Origin of the sequence: Moritella sp. PE36 (assembly GCF_000170855.1) — a bacterium.
Classification (GTDB): Bacteria; Pseudomonadota; Gammaproteobacteria; order Enterobacterales; family Moritellaceae; genus Moritella.
Window position 1 is genome coordinate 164568 of record NZ_ABCQ01000002.1, and the last position, 17301, is coordinate 181868.

At 42.0% G+C, this 17301-nt stretch carries 14 protein-coding genes; 3 read left to right on the forward strand and 11 right to left on the reverse strand.

What is annotated here, in order from left to right; all coding sequences use genetic code 11:
- Positions 1-27: 27 nt before the first annotated feature.
- Genes PE36_RS02425 through PE36_RS02435 form a run of 3 tightly spaced genes read left to right on the forward strand, consistent with a single transcriptional unit; the run spans position 28 to position 2901 of the window.
- Positions 28-2034 carry a type VI secretion system Vgr family protein gene (locus PE36_RS02425; RefSeq protein WP_006030357.1) on the forward strand — a complete coding sequence of 669 codons (2007 nt, stop codon included), beginning with the start codon at positions 28-30 and terminating at the stop codon, positions 2032-2034.
- The gene (locus PE36_RS02430) at positions 2034-2603 is read left to right on the forward strand and encodes a hypothetical protein (protein ID WP_006030358.1); all 570 of its coding nucleotides are present in this window, start codon (positions 2034-2036) and stop codon (positions 2601-2603) included. The genes PE36_RS02425 and PE36_RS02430 overlap by 1 nt, the downstream gene beginning before the upstream one ends.
- A 1-nt stretch (position 2604) precedes the next feature.
- Complete coding sequence (locus tag PE36_RS02435) at positions 2605-2901, forward strand: PAAR domain-containing protein (protein ID WP_006030359.1); 297 nt, start codon at positions 2605-2607, stop codon at positions 2899-2901.
- Here PE36_RS02435 and PE36_RS02440 read toward each other — a convergent pair.
- The 11 genes from PE36_RS02440 to PE36_RS02490 form a co-directional block, all read right to left on the reverse strand.
- Positions 2887-3582 carry an AarF/UbiB family protein gene (locus tag PE36_RS02440; protein ID WP_006030360.1) on the reverse strand — a complete coding sequence of 232 codons (696 nt, stop codon included), beginning with the start codon at positions 3580-3582 and terminating at the stop codon, positions 2887-2889. The genes PE36_RS02435 and PE36_RS02440 overlap by 15 nt on opposite strands.
- A 3-nt stretch (positions 3583-3585) precedes the next feature.
- Positions 3586-7041, reverse strand: coding sequence for a type VI secretion system membrane subunit TssM (tssM, locus tag PE36_RS02445; RefSeq protein ID WP_006030361.1), 3456 nt, complete (start codon positions 7039-7041; stop codon positions 3586-3588).
- Complete coding sequence (gene icmH, locus PE36_RS02450) at positions 7041-8189, reverse strand: type IVB secretion system protein IcmH/DotU (RefSeq protein WP_006030362.1); 1149 nt, start codon at positions 8187-8189, stop codon at positions 7041-7043. Before icmH ends, tssM begins: the two co-directional genes overlap by 1 nt.
- 8 nt (positions 8190-8197) lie before the next feature.
- A complete protein-coding gene (gene tssK, locus PE36_RS02455) occupies positions 8198-9520 on the reverse strand; it encodes a type VI secretion system baseplate subunit TssK (RefSeq protein ID WP_006030363.1) in 1323 nt (440 codons plus the stop codon).
- A gap of 2 nt (positions 9521-9522) precedes the next feature.
- Positions 9523-9996, reverse strand: coding sequence for a type VI secretion system lipoprotein TssJ (gene tssJ / locus PE36_RS02460; RefSeq protein ID WP_006030364.1), 474 nt, complete (start codon positions 9994-9996; stop codon positions 9523-9525).
- A 1-nt stretch (position 9997) separates the two neighbouring features.
- Positions 9998-11020, reverse strand: coding sequence for a type VI secretion system-associated FHA domain protein (locus PE36_RS02465; protein ID WP_006030365.1), 1023 nt, complete (start codon positions 11018-11020; stop codon positions 9998-10000).
- A gap of 1 nt (position 11021) precedes the next feature.
- On the reverse strand, positions 11022-11750 hold the full coding sequence (locus tag PE36_RS02470; protein WP_198138571.1) for an ABC transporter substrate-binding protein: 729 nt from the start codon (positions 11748-11750) through the stop codon (positions 11022-11024).
- A complete protein-coding gene (locus tag PE36_RS02475; RefSeq protein WP_006030367.1) occupies positions 11747-12883 on the reverse strand; it encodes an ABC transporter substrate-binding protein in 1137 nt (378 codons plus the stop codon). The genes PE36_RS02470 and PE36_RS02475 overlap by 4 nt, the downstream gene beginning before the upstream one ends.
- Positions 12880-15102 carry an MFS transporter gene (locus PE36_RS02480; protein ID WP_157517740.1) on the reverse strand — a complete coding sequence of 741 codons (2223 nt, stop codon included), beginning with the start codon at positions 15100-15102 and terminating at the stop codon, positions 12880-12882. The genes PE36_RS02475 and PE36_RS02480 overlap by 4 nt, the downstream gene beginning before the upstream one ends.
- Before the next feature lie 8 nt (positions 15103-15110).
- Positions 15111-16265, reverse strand: coding sequence for a D-Ala D-Ala ligase (locus tag PE36_RS02485; protein ID WP_006030369.1), 1155 nt, complete (start codon positions 16263-16265; stop codon positions 15111-15113).
- Positions 16266-16338: 73 nt separating this feature from the next.
- A complete protein-coding gene (locus PE36_RS02490; protein WP_006030370.1) occupies positions 16339-17295 on the reverse strand; it encodes a hypothetical protein in 957 nt (318 codons plus the stop codon).
- Positions 17296-17301 lie beyond the last annotated feature (6 nt).

Sequence of the window (17301 nt, forward strand, 5' to 3'; positions counted from 1 at the left end):
TGGTAAAAATAGTAACAAGGGTCCATTATGACAGCTTCAGAATATACTCAAAAACACAGGCCAATACGGGCTAAGTTAGACGGTAAAGGCCCTTATATTGTCACCGAATTAACTGTTACAGAACAAATATTTTCACGTTCCGATTATGCCGCAGTATTAATATCCAAAGACAAGATATCAGAATCCTTATTAGGCAAAGCGATTGCTCTCAGCTACTCACCAGGTCTCGAAGGAAACAGAAAAGAAGCGCGCGGTTTTCATGCATTAGTCTCATCGATAGAAAGTCTCAGTTTTGATCCTGCAAAAGCGCTTTACACCTACCGTATCGAAGCGATAGATCCATTGTCCGTATTTAACTATCGCGTATCGAGTCGTACTTTCCAAGACATGACCAGTAAACAAATCATTGAAAAGGTCTTGTCCGACTCCGGTTTAAAAAGCTATTTCAAACTATCAATGCGTAGTACTGGCAGTAAGCACTCCTATTGTATTCAATTTAACGAAAACGATTACGATTTCCTAAGGCGAATGATGGCAAGTGAAGGTTGGCATTATCACAGCGATCATAACGGGAATCAGCCGTATATTATCATCGGTGATAACAATCAAGACTTTGCAAATCTAGATAACAGCAAAATTCCGTTTATTACCGGTGCGAAAGATAAAACACACGCCATCATACATTGGCACGTACGTAGTATCCTTGGCGTAAGCAAATTATCACTTGGCGATCACAATGCCGAACTCGCCGAGTGCCTGTCGAGTGGTGATAGAACAACGACCAATAGCGTTAAAAATAATGCCTTAACACAATATTTTTTTGGTCAGGGTCATAACGATAAAAATACCATCAGAGATTCAGCTAAGCGCCAGATGGAAAGCATCGATACACAAAAAATCAATATTACAGCACAATCATCCATCCCGGCATTAGGGGCTGGATTACGTTTTACACTAACTGACCACAGTGACAGTGAGCACAATCAAGAATACGTGGTGACACAAGCAGAACATCACTTCTCAGCAACAGAAAGCGGTCATAAAACCGAATACACCAATACATTTCAATGTATGCCTGCATCCATTTTATGGCGTCCACCCTTCTTGCCAAAACCACAAATCCACAGTGTACAAAGTGCAGAAGTCACCGGGCCAAGTGGTGAAGAAACAAATCAAGATAAACAAGGGCGAATTAAAATCCACTTTCATTGGGACTTGCAAGGTAAAAAAGACGAAAAAAGTTCGTGCTGGGTACCGGTTTCTCAAGCCTCTGCCAGTAACGGATTTGGCGTACAATTTATTCCTCGTGTTGGTGACGAAGTATTAATTAACTTTATTGATGGCGATCCTGACCGCCCTGTTGTTTGTGGCTCTATCTACACAGGGAAAAATAAACCGCCCTACAGTGCAGCAACACAATCAGGGATCAAAACCAGAAGCACACCGAAAGGTAATTCCAGTACTGCGAATGAACTCAGATTCGAAGACAAAAAAGATAAAGAAGAAATCTTTTTACAAGCCGAAAAAGATCTGACCATCAACGTAAAGCAAAATAGCAAAAAGACCGTCACTGGTACGTCGTTATTAACCGTCGAAAAAACAATAAATATCAGCAGTAAAGAAGCGACAAGTCTGGAAAGTAAAGATGCCTTATCAACTAAATCTGTAAAGGATACGAATATAGCGTCAGATGCAAACATCAGTTTAGATGCTGGTAAAAATGCCAACATGAGTGCAACTTCTGCGATCAAGATTGATGGTCAGACAATTGAATTAAAAGGTAAAACAAAAATAAAATTATCCGTCGGGGGCAGCAGTATCGAAATAAGTCCAAGCGGTATAAAAATAACGGGCCCACAGATCGCAATCGAAGGACAAGGTAGTGCGACCCTCAAAGCCACTATCGTCACTGTCGAAAGCAAAGCAAAAACAGATATTAAAGGTGCACTAGTCGGCATTAATGGCAGTGCAATGACACAAATTAAAGCAGGGGCCATGGTTCAAATACAGGGCGCGATTACAAAGGTAAACTAATGCATTATTTAAAGATCCCACACCAGCATGCACAAGACATTTTATCTTTGTATGAAGCAAGTGATGAAATAACCGCGCTCGCCGCGCAACATCTTACGCCCGCAGCGGTCATCAATATGGCCATTGCAGCTGAACTCTTTGCAGATACCGCCTTATTCCTTGCGCATGCATTACCGGTTCGAGAAGCAATCTGGTGGGCATGTTGCTGCGCAAGTCAACGTAGCGACTGGAATGAAGACGAAGCCAATGCGATTCGCTCTGCCAAGGCATGGGTTCATGAACCCGATGAAACAGCACGTCGATTTGCCGAAGATATGGCAAAAAAAGCAGACTTACAAACCGGTGCTGGTTGGGTTGCTCAGGCTGCATTCTGGAGCGGTGGTAGTATGACGGCTCCGAGCGAACCCATTGTTCAGCCGCCTGAATACTTATATTCACAAGCAGTCGCAGGTGCGGTTAACTTAACTGCAGCCCTGCCTGATGGCGAACATGCCACAGAACGATATGAACACTATTTTAAACTTGGATTACATATTGCCCAAGGTGGCAATGGTAAGTTAGGAGAATAATATGTTACCAGCAGCACGCGCGACCGACATGCATGTATGTCCAATGCAAACACCCGCATTAGTACCGATCCCACATGTTGGCGGGCCGCTGCTACCACTGCCGACAACCGTATTAATCGGTAATTTACCCGCTGCGACCGTAGGACAAATATGTATGTGTGTAGGCCCACCTGACAGTGTGGTGAAAGGCAGTGCAACCGTCTTAATCAACAGTAAGCCAGCAGCAAGAATGGGCGATACCACAGCCCACGGTGGTACCATTATAATGGGAATGCCAACGGTTTTAATTGGTGGTTAATTCAGTCTTATCATACAAAGATAAATCATTCGATTTATCTTTCATTTTTGTAAGCCAGTTAAGCCAACGCGTTAATAACTGCTGTTCTGGCAAGGTTAAATCCGAATTATACAGCTGTAATAACCACTGATAAAAAGCATGCCAATCATCCTGAGGCACCACGATGTGCGACTGTTCATAACGATCTTCGGAACAAAAACCAGGGGTCACTTGCCATGATGACAAGTTCGATAATATCGTACCTGACGGTAATGCAGAACCACAATCAATTAACGATATTTCACCTTTATCCACATTATAGATAACATTCGATGGCTTAATATCGCCATGCACCCAACCTTGCGCATGCATCGCCATCATCGCACGCACTATCTGTGGTACAAGTGGCAAAAATTCATTTATTTGATGCTCAGTAAAAGAGAGTAATGACTCCCCTTCAATGAATGGCATCAATAATAAATTTTCCGCCTTAAAATACTCCCTCACAGGGCGAATGTAATATGAGTGACAGTCAGCTAAACAGAGTAACTCTCGTTCTATTGCAATGGGCTCTGCCCGCTTCAGCACCACATACTCTGATGCTGAAGCAGATTGGCTATCTCGGACCAGCCATGTCGTCGATGACAGTAATTTAATTACTGTAAAACGAGAAGCAAGTCGACCGTTTATCGCGCTCGTCATCCTTTATAAACGCGCAGGTAAGCCAAAGCGGGTAAACAAGTACTTATCAAATATTTGGTTACTACCTCTCAGGCTATATTGCAAGACGATATTCTCATTATTAAGGGTGTAGGTTAACTTCTTAATACGTCGGTCACCCGTTGCACTGGTACGTCCATCAAATAAGGCTCTGAACAGTGCCCATTGTCCTGAATATGACTTACTCGCGACACGGTTATCACCACTAAAGAAGTTCACCGACATGTAATCATCTTCACCGATTGATGGCCATGCAATGCTTTGCCATAATCGAGGGCCATGGCGATACGAGAATATGTTTTCTGTTTCCATAATATTAAATTGCGTCACAGAGGTACTCATCGAACTGGCTTTTAACTTCAACGTCATCGCTAGCTCCTGCCCTGACGTACCGAAGAACAATTCTCTAATCCTTTTTGCCTGCTTAAGTTGCTGCAAGCTTTTCGCATTGATTGGCAGTTTTTCACCATCAAATTCAGCCAATTTTAAAGTGCCATTATCCCAATATGTAAAGGGATGAAGCACTTCACTGACGAACTTATCTATACGCCCTTCAGGCTTGAACATCAATGCAAAATCATCAATGGCAACTTCGCCACGTCCTGTTAACAAAAATGGGAAACGTCCTTCAACCGCTTGGCGATAAAACCCATATACTTGCTCTTTCCATTGCTGATTAACATGTTCTGCACTGCCGTTGATCACACTCTTCCATGACTGCGCGTACAAGGAGTTGATCCAGCTTGCCACTTGGTTCGGCGAACGACTTGATTGACGACGGAAATTAACCAGTATATCTTGGCTTCCTGACGCATGAGCTTGTGCATACTGATATAACGCACGGCTTGGATCGCCACTTGATAACGCAGTATCAAAATACGTATTCAATTGCTCTAATTCAGCCATCAATTCATCTACAGGTGTTGTTTTACCTTTACTCGCCATGAACATTGAATAAGGGCTAAACGCCTCATTAACAACATACGAAGGCTGTAAACGTAATAATTTATCACCCGCAAGGCGATTAACTCTTTCAACTTTCTTCAATACCGATGCCGTTTTTTTCAAGCCTAATTGACCGACAACCTTCGCGTCAGGCGCATTTCCAGCTTCTTTAGCAAGGGTGGTATTCACAACAAGAGCCTCAAGCACATCAATAATCGGGCTACTGGTGGGTGAACGCGCAGTTTTAATCGCATAAGCAAGATCATCGGTCGTATTAAATTGCTTCACTTCGATGTGGTTAATAAGTTCTTTCCACTGATATACGTAATCTGCATAATACAGACGCTGTACCTTCTTACTCAACTCTACAAGCTCAGAAATCGACGCACCCGACATGTCACCTTGAATACTTTTAAATTCATTCAGTTGCTTTTTAAGTAATCTTGATTTCGCACTCAGATCGATATTCGCTTGCCCCTGACGAGTAAATAACTCAGGCAATAAGTAACCGTTAAATCCAATTTTAAATTGAAATAACACATCAAACTTATCCCCTAATTGACGACGTGTATCAACGCGATTACGGTATTCAGGGAGTGATTTTATACGGGTATAAATCAGGCGTTCTGGTGATAAACCTTCTAAATTTTGCTTCGCCACCGAAATCAAATCATCACTCGGAACAAGCACCTTCTCATAATCACTGCTGAATAAATCTTCCATTAACATGATCAACGTTTCTATATTATCTAGCGAAATATCACCTTGTTCATTTAGCGTTTCAACCAAATAGGCTAATAATTCAGTCATGTCTAAACGTTGCTTATCAAACAACATTTGATAATAACGCAACACTTCAAATATCTTGCTAGGATTGCCTAAATTAACATATACATACAGTTCACTGCTTAATACTTCAGCCAGCTGAGGCAACAAGAACATCTGCAATTGGGCTTCATAGCTCAAGTAGATTTGTTTCGTCGTTTTAGGCTGATTAACACTGATACGTTGATACAAAGGCATTGGTTTACGCCCTTCTTCAACCACCAGGCGCAATTCATTTAACACTGGAATAATGTCTTCAAAACCAACGTTAGTATTACGTAATCGTTCCATATTTTGCTGGTACAACGCTAATTGAGTGACCGCATGGTTTCGATAATCTTCATCTTTATTCCAGTTATCGCGCAGCAGTAAGCCAAGTACAACAATCATCCCGATAAAACCTAACATCATCGATATTCGCGATACAAGGTAACTATAATGACGCAGCTGGTTAACACCAACAATACTCGATTCAGGCAATACTGCCTGCTTCAATATATTCATTGAGAACAATTGCTTACGGCCAGACAATTGTTCTCTTGTCGTATTGGCATTAAACGCATTGCTGCTAGCGACAAGTTGTGTAAGTAAATCGTGACAGTTGCCACCTTGCAGTGTCGAACATAAATACATGCCTCTTAACCACACAACATCTCGAACCCGATTTTCCCGACTTATTCCCTCTAAGAACTCGGTAACTTGCTCAAAGAAAAGACGTAACTGATAAGGAAGTGCAACAACAGAATGCGCATCCTCTTGACGTGTTTCTCGTAATGATTGGAATTGCTGCTGAGCTATAACATCAAGTAATTTCTGACATTCCTGCTCAAACATGCTGACTTCAAATCGATGGTCATCCGTGTTTGGAAACGTAATACCCAAAGGTCGGTCGATATCGCATCCCGAGTTACTCGAGAAAAATTCAACAAAATCAGCAATCGTATCTGACTTCGTGAATAATGTATAAACAGGCAACGCTAACCCACAATGCTCGCCAAGTGTTAAAATAGCATCTTGTAAATTTGAGCTAAGAGATAAACGTTCTTTTTTATCCCCCGTTAATAATCGCTCACAGCTAATCGCGACTAACACACCATTGACCGCTTGACGAGGTCGGTATTTCATTAATTGCTGAGCAAATACACGCCACAACGCGTCATCAATACCGTCTCGATCGAATAATCGGTGGTCGACTTCAATAACCACCATGTTTTCATTACTCCAAAACCGCATATATTGTGAAGTTTCACTTTTATCGCGATCGTGATAGTTAACCGGTTCTAGGTTATTTTGGTGTAGAACGCTACTTTTAGCATCCTCTTCACCACCAATCAAAACATACCAAGGCAATTCATACAAACTACTAAGTTTGCTACCCTTATGCCCTTTCAACTTTATAACTGCCGACTTAAACAGTGAATTAATGATTTTCACGTCTTGTTTAAATAAAATAACTTGCTCGTGGACAGCCGATTTTTCTTCACGCAGGTGTTGCATAACCGCAATCGCGAGGGCTATCACAATCAAACACCCTCCAAAAATCGTAACCACCAGCCTTAATAATTTATCAGCTTCATCTAAGGTCGGGAGGTATATCCAGCCAAGTCCAGTACAAACCAATAACGCTAACGCAATGAGTAAGCACGCTATTTTTAATGTTATTTTTTTCATTACTTATCATCTACCTTTTTACTACGGCGTATAACTGCATTTAATCCAAAGCGAGCATTAATTTCATTTTTCAACAGTTTCGCCTTTGCTAAATCGCGATTGTTCGGAATAAATAATTCCACACCGGTAGGTACTTCGTTTAATACCACTTTATAACCAATAGCTTGTATGTCTTTTTCTAACCGCGCAGCGCTGGCTTTCGCCGAAAAATTCGCAACCACGATATTCCATGAGATCGTATCGATAAGCGCAGTCGGTTCCACGCTCACAGCTTCTTGCACTTCAATGCCTAAGTCTTCAGGCGTACTGGTGTAAATCAAATCATTGTTATTCGTGCTATTGATAAAACCAGCCATATCCAACGAGCTAAATGCCATTAAGGTTGATTGACTACGCTGGTCATACCAAAATTCTGAAAAACAATACGTACTGATAATTAATAATACGCCAATCCAAGATAATTTAACCGCACTGATAAATCGCCAAGGCGAGGTCGTTTCCGGCATCGAAATCGGCGTTGGCGGCTCCAGTATTGATTCGCTACGGTAGTGCCGGACCGTACTGTAAAGCTCAGACTGTAACTCATTCATTTTCTGGCGATTATCATGACGATACTTGCCCAAAAAACCGAGCATAATCAACACATATTGAAGCTCTAAGAAGTCCACCAGCTTTGCAGGTTGACGGCTTGCTTGTTCAAGCAGTTGGAAGAAAACCTCACCACCATTACGTTGGCCAAAGACCTTACTGAGTAATGAATGATTTTCCCAACGAGCCACTTCGCCCCACGAGGTATACAAAATCAATTCATCAAACGCCGCGCATAATATAAAGCAAACCTTTTCAATCACACTTGGGTGATAATCTAAAAACAACCCTTTGCGTTTAAAATCAGCAATACCATCCAGCAATTGTTGACGAAAAGCATTAATATCTAAAGGTGAGGTTTGTCTTTCAACACTTGCCAAAATACCCAATAATTCACTGCATTCTTTTAAGATTGGATTGTTATAATTCGCTAATTGAGCGATTAACTTTTCCGAGCCTCTTAAATCAAGCTGTACCTCACTACTCATTTTCACTGCTTTACGCGGGCTGTTACTGCGACGAATTGAAATCGTCGGTTGTTCATTAAATAATGATGTCATAGCGTCCCCTAACGAATTACGTACAATTCAATATCAACATCGCCAATACGATTATCGACATGTAATGCTATCGGTTCGTCTTTCTTCACGAGCTGCTGCCACAAATCAGATTGCGTATCCAGCTCGAAATAAGCCACATCAGCGCGTGATTTCAATTCCGATGGCGCAATAGGTAGCGCGCGTACTGGCACACCAGATAACGCATTACGCACGAGATCGGCAACCATGCTGTTACCTGCTAGCTTAACCGCGAGTGGGAATTGTTTACTTAACTGCACAGCACCTAACGGTGACGATACCACCAAAATAAATCGACCCGCATTATAGAGGCTTGAATCCTGTACTAACGTACGCAATAAACGACGCTTATCAAACAAGCTCTTATCCCAGACTAACGTGGTCACGCTGTCGAGTTGAACTTCACGTAATAGCACGCGAATATCAGAAAATAAGGTTGAGAAAAGGCTATACAAACGACCATTGTTCCAGCTGTCATACTCTTTCGGCATCTTGGTGTCTAAGCCCTGCATTTCACCTGCCATTGACATACATGCTTGGTAAATTTCTTGCGGTGATGTAGTGCCATTATCAAGCCAATACTTAATATTTGGTAACCAACGACCTAAAGCCTGTAGCCATAAATAATCACGAATTAACGCTTGATAGCTTTTATTAACAGAATCTACCTGTAAGCGTTGTGAGATGGTGCTTGCGCGGTATTTCATCTGTGCATACAGATCATTCACGTTATCTTTTAAGTATTCAGACACCGTGAAATAAAGTGACATTGGGATAAACGCACGGTTTAGCTCAATCCCGCCATCTGACTTATGTTCAGTTATATGCGCAATAGGGATCTGGGTATAATCTTGTAACTCTTCGCCTTCGAGCTTAAGTACGATATTTAATTCAGCTAACTCTAATTGCAACGCATCGGCATTGTCTCGGGTCGTATCAAATACGTCGTAATCAGTGCGGTGGTAACGGCGATGTGAGTCATCTTTGCTACCTACATTCATCACACCAGAGCGATAAATTGGCATCGCTAAGTACACTAATTTATCCATGGCACCAGCAGGAATATCAAGCGCTAATCCATTACGAATATCAAAAGGAGTGCCATCAGGAAAAATACCTTTTGCACGCTTGATCCCAACTTTGCCAATATTAACTAATGAATAATCAAGTTCTAACTCAGCCAAACCGTGGCGCATTGGATTCATCAGGCTGCAATATTGTTTGGTAAACTCTTCAAAATAACGTTCTTGTTGTTGAAAATGTTGCGGGCTTAAAAACATCCCCTCAGACCAAACTACTTTTTTCTTATCCATTATTAATCCTCTTCACCTGTCACGGTAATATTTACGCCGTCAATACTGATGTTTACAACAATCGAAAATCCAGATTGCACACTCAAAATTGCGGTACTTTTGGCTTCTCTGTAATTAGAAAAAGCAGCTACCACACCGACATATTTAATTTCGCTGTTTTGTGGCAACGCGACCTTGTGAGCTTCGCTCGGTAAAATACTGTCGAGCTGGCGTTTAGATAATAATCCCGCCTTTAACACACCTTGATCATCACGATACAAATCAATAAAGTTCGCCTGCATAAATGCCTCACTGTCAGCCAACTGATAGATTCGAATCTCAAGGGGTGACGCTAAGCCATTTATATTAGGGTTGATGTTGTATTCAGCCTCAATATTAACGACCACTTGCAATGGCAGTGCGTCTCGCCAAAACATCCAGCTGCTACAGCCACTTAAAAATAAAGTACACATCAAAAATACAAGCACACGTTGCATATTACTTGTCTCCCATTGACTGCTTAATACGTAAACTGTCACTGAAATACGCTTTAAATTTCATCTGCCATTCTTTGTTCTCTTTTTGACGAGTAAAGTAGCGTTTATACACAGTCCAATAGTCCACTTTCTTTTGCCAAAAACGTCGCGGCGCAAAGTCATCAAAGAAACTTTCTAGCTCCGTCGGCGAAATATCAGACAGTAATCGTTCTAACGCCATTTCTGCTGATTTCACCATCAGGTCATGCTGCTTAAGTTGTAACCGCATCAGTTGCTGTGATTCCAACGCAGGGTAATTAGATCGTGAACTCGTATCAGCAAACGGTTGGCCTTCATCAATCACTACAGACGCGGTATTAAGCATCTCATCACCAAAGGGATCATCAGAAAAACTATCATCATCCAACCAGGTATTTTGAAGCATGTCCTGCCCCCGTTTTTTTACAGGTTCATTCGCAACAAATGGGTCTGCAAATATGCCGTCCAACTCTTCTTTGGGATCAACAAACACCCATTCTGGTACTGCAAGGTCATCTGACGACTCTGGTGCTGACTCTGCGTTGTCATTAACCGAATGAGCGTTAACGCGGGCAGTCGATAAGGCATCGCCAAACGGATCGTCATCCCAGCCATTCAGTAATGACGACTTATCAGTACCTTGTGTTCCAGTTTTTCCCGACGCCTTTACAACCGCTATGTCGGGAGTGAAACAAGACACCATTAGGCGATATTTACCCACATTAACCACGTCGCCATCGTTCAAGGTCGATTGATTATTTGAACCTAACGGTTTAGTCGCGCCATTTAAAAACACACCATTCGTGCTCACATCCATAATTTGATAACCACGGCTGCCACGATTAATTAACGCATGCGTACCCGAAATTTCTCTAGAGGCATCCGATAATTGCATCGTCATACCATAAGCACGACCAATGCTTCCTCCTTCATCAGGGAAAGTGACGGTCCATTCTGGAATGGGTTCTCCATCAGGAGAGCTGATGATTCGTAATGATAACGGCATATTATTGACCCTCGCACGCCACAATGGCTTGATTGAATTCATTGATAAATAAAGGATATTTCTCCGTAAATTTCTTCGAGAAATACACGCCGAGTGGTTTCTCATTTACCATTGTTTTAGTTATTGCTCGATGGCTAATACCCAATTGATTAATCGCATTGTCCATCACTACATCATTCGCCAACACTGCACCTACTTCGCCTGACAGTAGTAATTCAATAAGCGCAGTAGCACGACGCGGCTTTTTCTCGACTCGGTAACCTTGTTTTTGTAACCATAACCACTTGTTCGAACCAAATAACGCGGTTACTGGTACTTCTTTTTTAAACTGGTGACTCTTCGTATCAATCGCGTCAGACAAACTAAACCAACTCCATGTTTGGTTCATTAAAGGCGCAGAATACTCGGCATATTTATCGCGGGTATCATTCTTAGACGCGAGGAAAAGGCCATGTAGTTCCCCTACTTCCGTTAGAATTTGAGAACGGTCCCAGTCTGTCATCGTTATTTGATAAGGCTGTTTCATTACCTTTAAAATACATTTCAACTTCACAATCCCAAGCCCTTTCATTTCACCGTTTTCTTGGTATTGATAAGGACTCCATACTTGTGTCGCTAACAGTAATCGTTCCGGACGGATTTCACTTCTTGCCATAAATGCCCCTCCGAGAAACAAGCTTAACGTCAGTGTTAAAGGCATTATTCTGTTTACGTTATGCATTACGTTCATTGACCGTCCTCCACAGACATTCCGTTAGAGCGGATCATTCTGCCTTCGATACCATACACATCGCTGGCCATTTCCATTAGTTCGAATGGGATTGATTGGTTAATACGGGCCGCTTGCCTAAAGCTAATTGAAATGTCAGGTGGCGAGATAACACCAACAGGAAGGTCTCCTACAACGACCTCTTTTTTTAAAATTTGGATGCCATACAACGCCGCTTGTGTCGCATTATTCACAAAGCTAACGCCAAACGACATTAACGCACTGGCTTTCGTCCCATTCACCACATCAGGCACTGCAGAAATCAACGCAAGCTGCAGTGAAAGTTGATTAATTTCATCCACACGTGCGAGTAACGACGAGCTGCCAGTTAACCAAAGCAAGGTATTATTCAGTTCTGGATCAGTTTGTTTGAGCCGAGTCATCGCAGTCTCCATCACTAACTTTAAACCCAGAGCCGATTTCGATTCATCAACTACAATTGGCACAACAGTTAATCCCATTTTTTCAGCAAATTTTTTCATTGGCAAAAATTGCGTGAGATATGCACTCTGATTGGTTCGTGAATACAAAATACCGATTTGCTTTAGTTGTGGATTAAAGCGTTGCATAATACGAAGGGTCACATCAGTTAGTAGATTCAATGACGTGAATGCAAAATTGTTCCCCGTGCCTGCATAGTCATCTGTGAGGCCTAATAACACCGGATCTTTTGAATTAACAGAAACAACTGGCAATAAACCACCTTGATACACTTTGTGTACAGACACGGTCGCTTTAGAGCCTAAGGTATACACCAAGCCAACCTCACTCTCTGCACGATGAAGCAAGTTCGCTAACATGGCATTATCTGCAGGTAAACGCTTAACGACCCACTGCACTTGCGGTAATTGGGTACTGTATACATTTAACAGCGTTTGTAATGCCACATCATAAGACGATGCCTTGCGTGACACGATCACCAATATTTTAGACAATGAACGCGCAGGCACAAACGACACCCCTTCAGCGACAGACTTAGCACGCCAATGGCTGGCTGCTTTAGGTTGTAACTCTTCACCTAGCCATGTTGGCCATTCTGTTGCAGCATACGTTGGTAAACAACATGCTACCCAAATTAATAAGATTCGGATCATACGTTTACCGCCTTAGATGTTTGTCTATCGAATACAGAAAACAACACTGCTATCACGACAAATAAAATAGCCAGTGTTATTAGCGTATCATCCACGCCAACCCAGAATAATAATTGCCCGACAACAAGCGGCCCAGACACATGGCCCAGTCGTTCAAGGAAGCGATACGTCGCAGCAATAACTGAGTCCACTTCTTGTCTATCCGCCATCGCATTCACAACATGCGTCACCACAGGCGCATTAATAAGACCATGCGATAGCCCCATGCACATCATTGAAAGAGTAGTAAAGACAACAATCATCAGGCTGTCCTCCATTTCAAATGCAGTACCAAGGATAATGAGCGCGATCCCGGCAAGCAGGTTACCAACGCTCAATGCAAGCTTACTACTGCCTAACTTATCGACCCAAGGCCCAGCTTTGTGGCTCACCAATAACACCACGGCGGCATAAGTCATCAACACTTGACCGATGCTTTCCTTACTAATACCACGCTCAGCAAGCATTAACGGCACCGCAAAAGATACGATACCGGTTAACGCCGCTTTAGTCGGAATTCCCACCAATAACATGGTGCGAATAAACGCGGGCACTTTCATTAATCGCCAAGAATCTCGCATCATCATCGAGATATTATTTAACAACGAACCCGAGGCTTTCGTAGACGCTTTCATGCTCGGTAATACAAAGCTAAATAACGTCATCACACCGCCAATAGTGGTCGCTACCATGAATATGGCGCGGTCGCCAAAGTAGTTAGCTAAGAGTGCCCCAATCGCAGCGCCCGCAATAAATCCAGCATTAAAACAAAATACGATAATACCTGCGGCTTGGGTTTTATTTTTCTTATCACTGAAGCGTAAAATATAACCTTGTACCGAAATGAATACGAAAGCTTGGCCCACACCCGACACAATACGCGCAATCAATACACTCACAATACTACCTTCAGCACTGACACTAAGGATGCCACTACCTAACGTCGACAAAAGCACGCCACATACAAGCACAGTGCGAATATCATAAGTTTCAATTAAGCGTGCGGCAGGTAGTAAGGTTAAGGCAAAACCTAAAAAGTAGAGTGTGAAGAAAATAGCAGAAGTGCTTGCATCAAGCCCTGAAGATTCTGCTAATGAGGTTAAGAACTGTGGCATGATTGGTGCCATTAAAGACTCCATCAGCACAGCACCTAAAAACAACGGTTTTAGACGTTCAAGCACTTGTTCTGATGAAGATTGGTTTGCGTCACCACCAAGTAGGCGAATAAATGCAAAACAGACCAAGCCACAAGCAAAAAATAAGATCGCGAAGTTTTTTAATATTTTGGTTAACTGCCCCAGTACCACGCTTGATTGATAAGTAAGGTGCACCTCTGCAAATTCAGACGTCGTAAAACTATAATCTAACCACCCTATACGCCCCAACATCGGTAGCATAATGCTTTGGTTATATTGAGAATCCGCAACTAACTCGGCATTTTTATACACAGCAATAGTAGCCACTTCAGGATTAGCTTTGCGGAAGTTATCCAACATGCTATCAATCCCCGTCACCAGGCTCTGGTCAATATTATATTCCAGTACAGGGGCTAAACGGTGACTCACAATATCCGCTAACGATACGGCCTTATTACGTAAACCATCATGATATAAGCTACCAACAAGTAGCACGACACTGATTGCCATACTAAAAAATACCACGATAAAACTCGTTAAATACACTTTTCGACGCTGAGTTCGAAGCACCGAAACAATAAATAAAACCAGTAAAAATGCAATCAACCACACCATAGGTTGAAAAACATCGGTCACGACTTCTTCTACTTTTTCAGGACTGAATGCAATTTTTAAATAACCTACCTGGGTGAATTTATTGTTGAGTGGGATCGTCATGTAGTTATCATCGAGGATAGTTTCTCCCGCATGATACAGTTCATCGTGGCCAGCGAATAACGCTAACCCAGTAACCGATGAATTCGAGTTAACAATCGGCTGCAATACCAGATTTAACCCTGCGATTTCAGGTAACGGCACACCCGAGTTGAGTATCTGTTCGATGCCTAATTTAGCCGCTTGAGTTTGCGCTAAAATGGTGTCGGTTGATAATTCGCGATGACTTTTTAGCGCTTGTGCATAACCTACAACCAGTATTAGCAATAATGACATTGTCACTACTACTACACCAAACGTAAGCCGAAGATTATCGTTAACGGTTCTCACTGTCGCTCCTAAGCACTTTTCAAACTGAAAAAATCATCGTTAAAACAATGTGCTAACGATTCAGGACGCTGTGCTTGTAAATACACCAAACGATTGAAAACCAAAGATTGGATCAAATCTTGATAGCTCATGCCTTCATTGTGAATATCGTGACAAACAATACTGAGTTTATCGCCTTCAGGACGTTTCAAATCTGGCTTTGGATTCGCTTCAAGGACATATAATTTACCCTTGCAGTCCATGCGTAAATCAACACGCACAAGCGTACCGAGTCCCAATTGCTGATAAATCTTATTACCCAAATCAATTAATGACTGGCGTAATTCAGGTTCATCTACTTTTAATAAACGATCACTGGTAATCGGTTTTACATCCATCGACGTAAAAATGGGTTCATCGTCTGCAAGTACACGTTCCGTCACCGAAAATGCAAAAGGTGAATCTAACTGATTTAACTTGTCGTTTTTAAATATCACCGAACCTGCAACCGCGACCACAAACTCACGGCCAGACAGATAAGGTTCAATCATGACGATGTTATTTGTCGCAGCCTGCACTATTTTTACTTTACCAGCGAGGTCTGCACGATCAAACACCGGATAAACATGTATCGAGGCACGGCCAGAAACAGGTTTCACAATAAATCGGCCACCGAAATCAGCGTCAATTTGGTCTAACGCCTCTTTATTCACCGCATCGGTAATACACTCACCCAAACCAACGGTAATAAAAGGCGCAGTTGGAATCCCAGCCGCTTTTATTTCATGTTTGAACAAATGTTTGTTATCGAGTAAGCCAGCCGTCATTGGCGAATGACCGACATAAGGCACCCCCAACATTTCCAACATCGACGGTAAATGACACATCGAATCAAAGCCTTGAAGGCCACCACTATTCGTGATCACCAGATCAATGTTTAGCGCTTTTAAGCGTTGTGGCAAGTCCATGTTTTCAGGTAATACATCAATATGTTGAAATCCAGACTCACGTAAAGCATCTGCAATATCATAAGCCACGGACTGATATGTTTTTGTTGAACGCGGACTCAAATTCTTATAAATAAAGCTATCCGGCTGTGTTTTTTCGCCACCATGCACAACGGCAATGTTAAGTGAACGTCGAATCCATTGGATTTGTTCGATTGTGAATGTGCTGTTTTCCAAAATATTCTCTTCTTACAAAAATTTAAACGAATGCGTGATTAATATTAATCACGCATTTAAATTAAAAAATCGATTAATGATCAATTGACCATTCTACTAATTCTCTTGTTTCATCAAGATATGCATCGAAGCAAGTAACATGAGCCGTTACTTCTACAGCTGTTGTTTGTAATACCACACTCATAGCCTGAACTTTGTCAATATAGTGCTTCACTTCGTGATAACTCATCGCTACATTATCTCGAGCTCTTCGGATATGAAGCTCCTTTAGTCCCGCATTACTTGCTAACCCATTTTCAGAAAAATCACTCTCAACAAGGCGTTCAAGAATTACCTGACGGCTATCGAGCAACACCGCCGCTTGCTTTAATTTAGCTAAATTACGTTGCAACTTTGGTCCCAGTTCTGCGATATCTTTTGCATGCCATTTTGCGACTTTACGTTGTCCTTCTGATGCACCAAGTGAACCTTGTAAAGCAGCAAGGTTACTAGAGTCATACTTTGCACGTTTGCGTTTTTTTCTAGCATCGCCAAGTCCTTTACTCGCAGCTTCTATACCTTTAAATGTATACTTCACTGCAATCGTCCCCCCTGGAATTAGACTAAAAGGGATTTTGATAAATTTAATCGGTGTCTTCTTATTCGCACGAAGTTTATCCGCGATGCTACGTTTAATTTGATAACCTTTCCCACTGGTTGCTGAGTCATAAGCATGCTTTGATTGATCGATATAATCACCTCCACCATATGTTTTTTTATTATGGCGTAAATGACTGACAAAACTATCTGATTGCGACATGCTTGGTGATGCGAACGCTTGTAATTTCTGAGCTAACACGCGGCTGAAATAACTAGAAAACTTTTGTTTTGCCCCCTCAACTATTGCGGACTGTTCTACTTTACTTACAATATATTGGTCGATTAAAGGACTAAGCTTAGAAAACACGAGCCCAGAAGCGACATCTATAATAGGATCTGCTTTAGCAACCATCTTAGCTGCATTTGTTTTACCTGTTTCTGTATTCGGCATAATTAC

Coding starts and splice junctions, on each gene's coding strand:
- PE36_RS02425 (WP_006030357.1), top strand. CDS start 28: ATGACAGCTTCAGAATATACTCAAAAACACAGGCCAATACGGGCTAAG.
- PE36_RS02430 (WP_006030358.1), top strand. CDS start 2,034: ATGCATTATTTAAAGATCCCACACCAGCATGCACAAGACATTTTATCT.
- PE36_RS02435 (WP_006030359.1), top strand. CDS start 2,605: ATGTTACCAGCAGCACGCGCGACCGACATGCATGTATGTCCAATGCAA.
- PE36_RS02440 (WP_006030360.1), bottom strand. CDS start 3,582: ATGACGAGCGCGATAAACGGTCGACTTGCTTCTCGTTTTACAGTAATT.
- tssM (WP_006030361.1), bottom strand. CDS start 7,041: ATGAAAAAAATAACATTAAAAATAGCGTGCTTACTCATTGCGTTAGCG.
- icmH (WP_006030362.1), bottom strand. CDS start 8,189: ATGACATCATTATTTAATGAACAACCGACGATTTCAATTCGTCGCAGT.
- tssK (WP_006030363.1), bottom strand. CDS start 9,520: ATGGATAAGAAAAAAGTAGTTTGGTCTGAGGGGATGTTTTTAAGCCCG.
- tssJ (WP_006030364.1), bottom strand. CDS start 9,996: ATGCAACGTGTGCTTGTATTTTTGATGTGTACTTTATTTTTAAGTGGC.
- PE36_RS02465 (WP_006030365.1), bottom strand. CDS start 11,020: ATGCCGTTATCATTACGAATCATCAGCTCTCCTGATGGAGAACCCATT.
- PE36_RS02470 (WP_198138571.1), bottom strand. CDS start 11,750: ATGAACGTAATGCATAACGTAAACAGAATAATGCCTTTAACACTGACG.
- PE36_RS02475 (WP_006030367.1), bottom strand. CDS start 12,883: ATGATCCGAATCTTATTAATTTGGGTAGCATGTTGTTTACCAACGTAT.
- PE36_RS02490 (WP_006030370.1), bottom strand. CDS start 17,295: ATGCCGAATACAGAAACAGGTAAAACAAATGCAGCTAAGATGGTTGCT.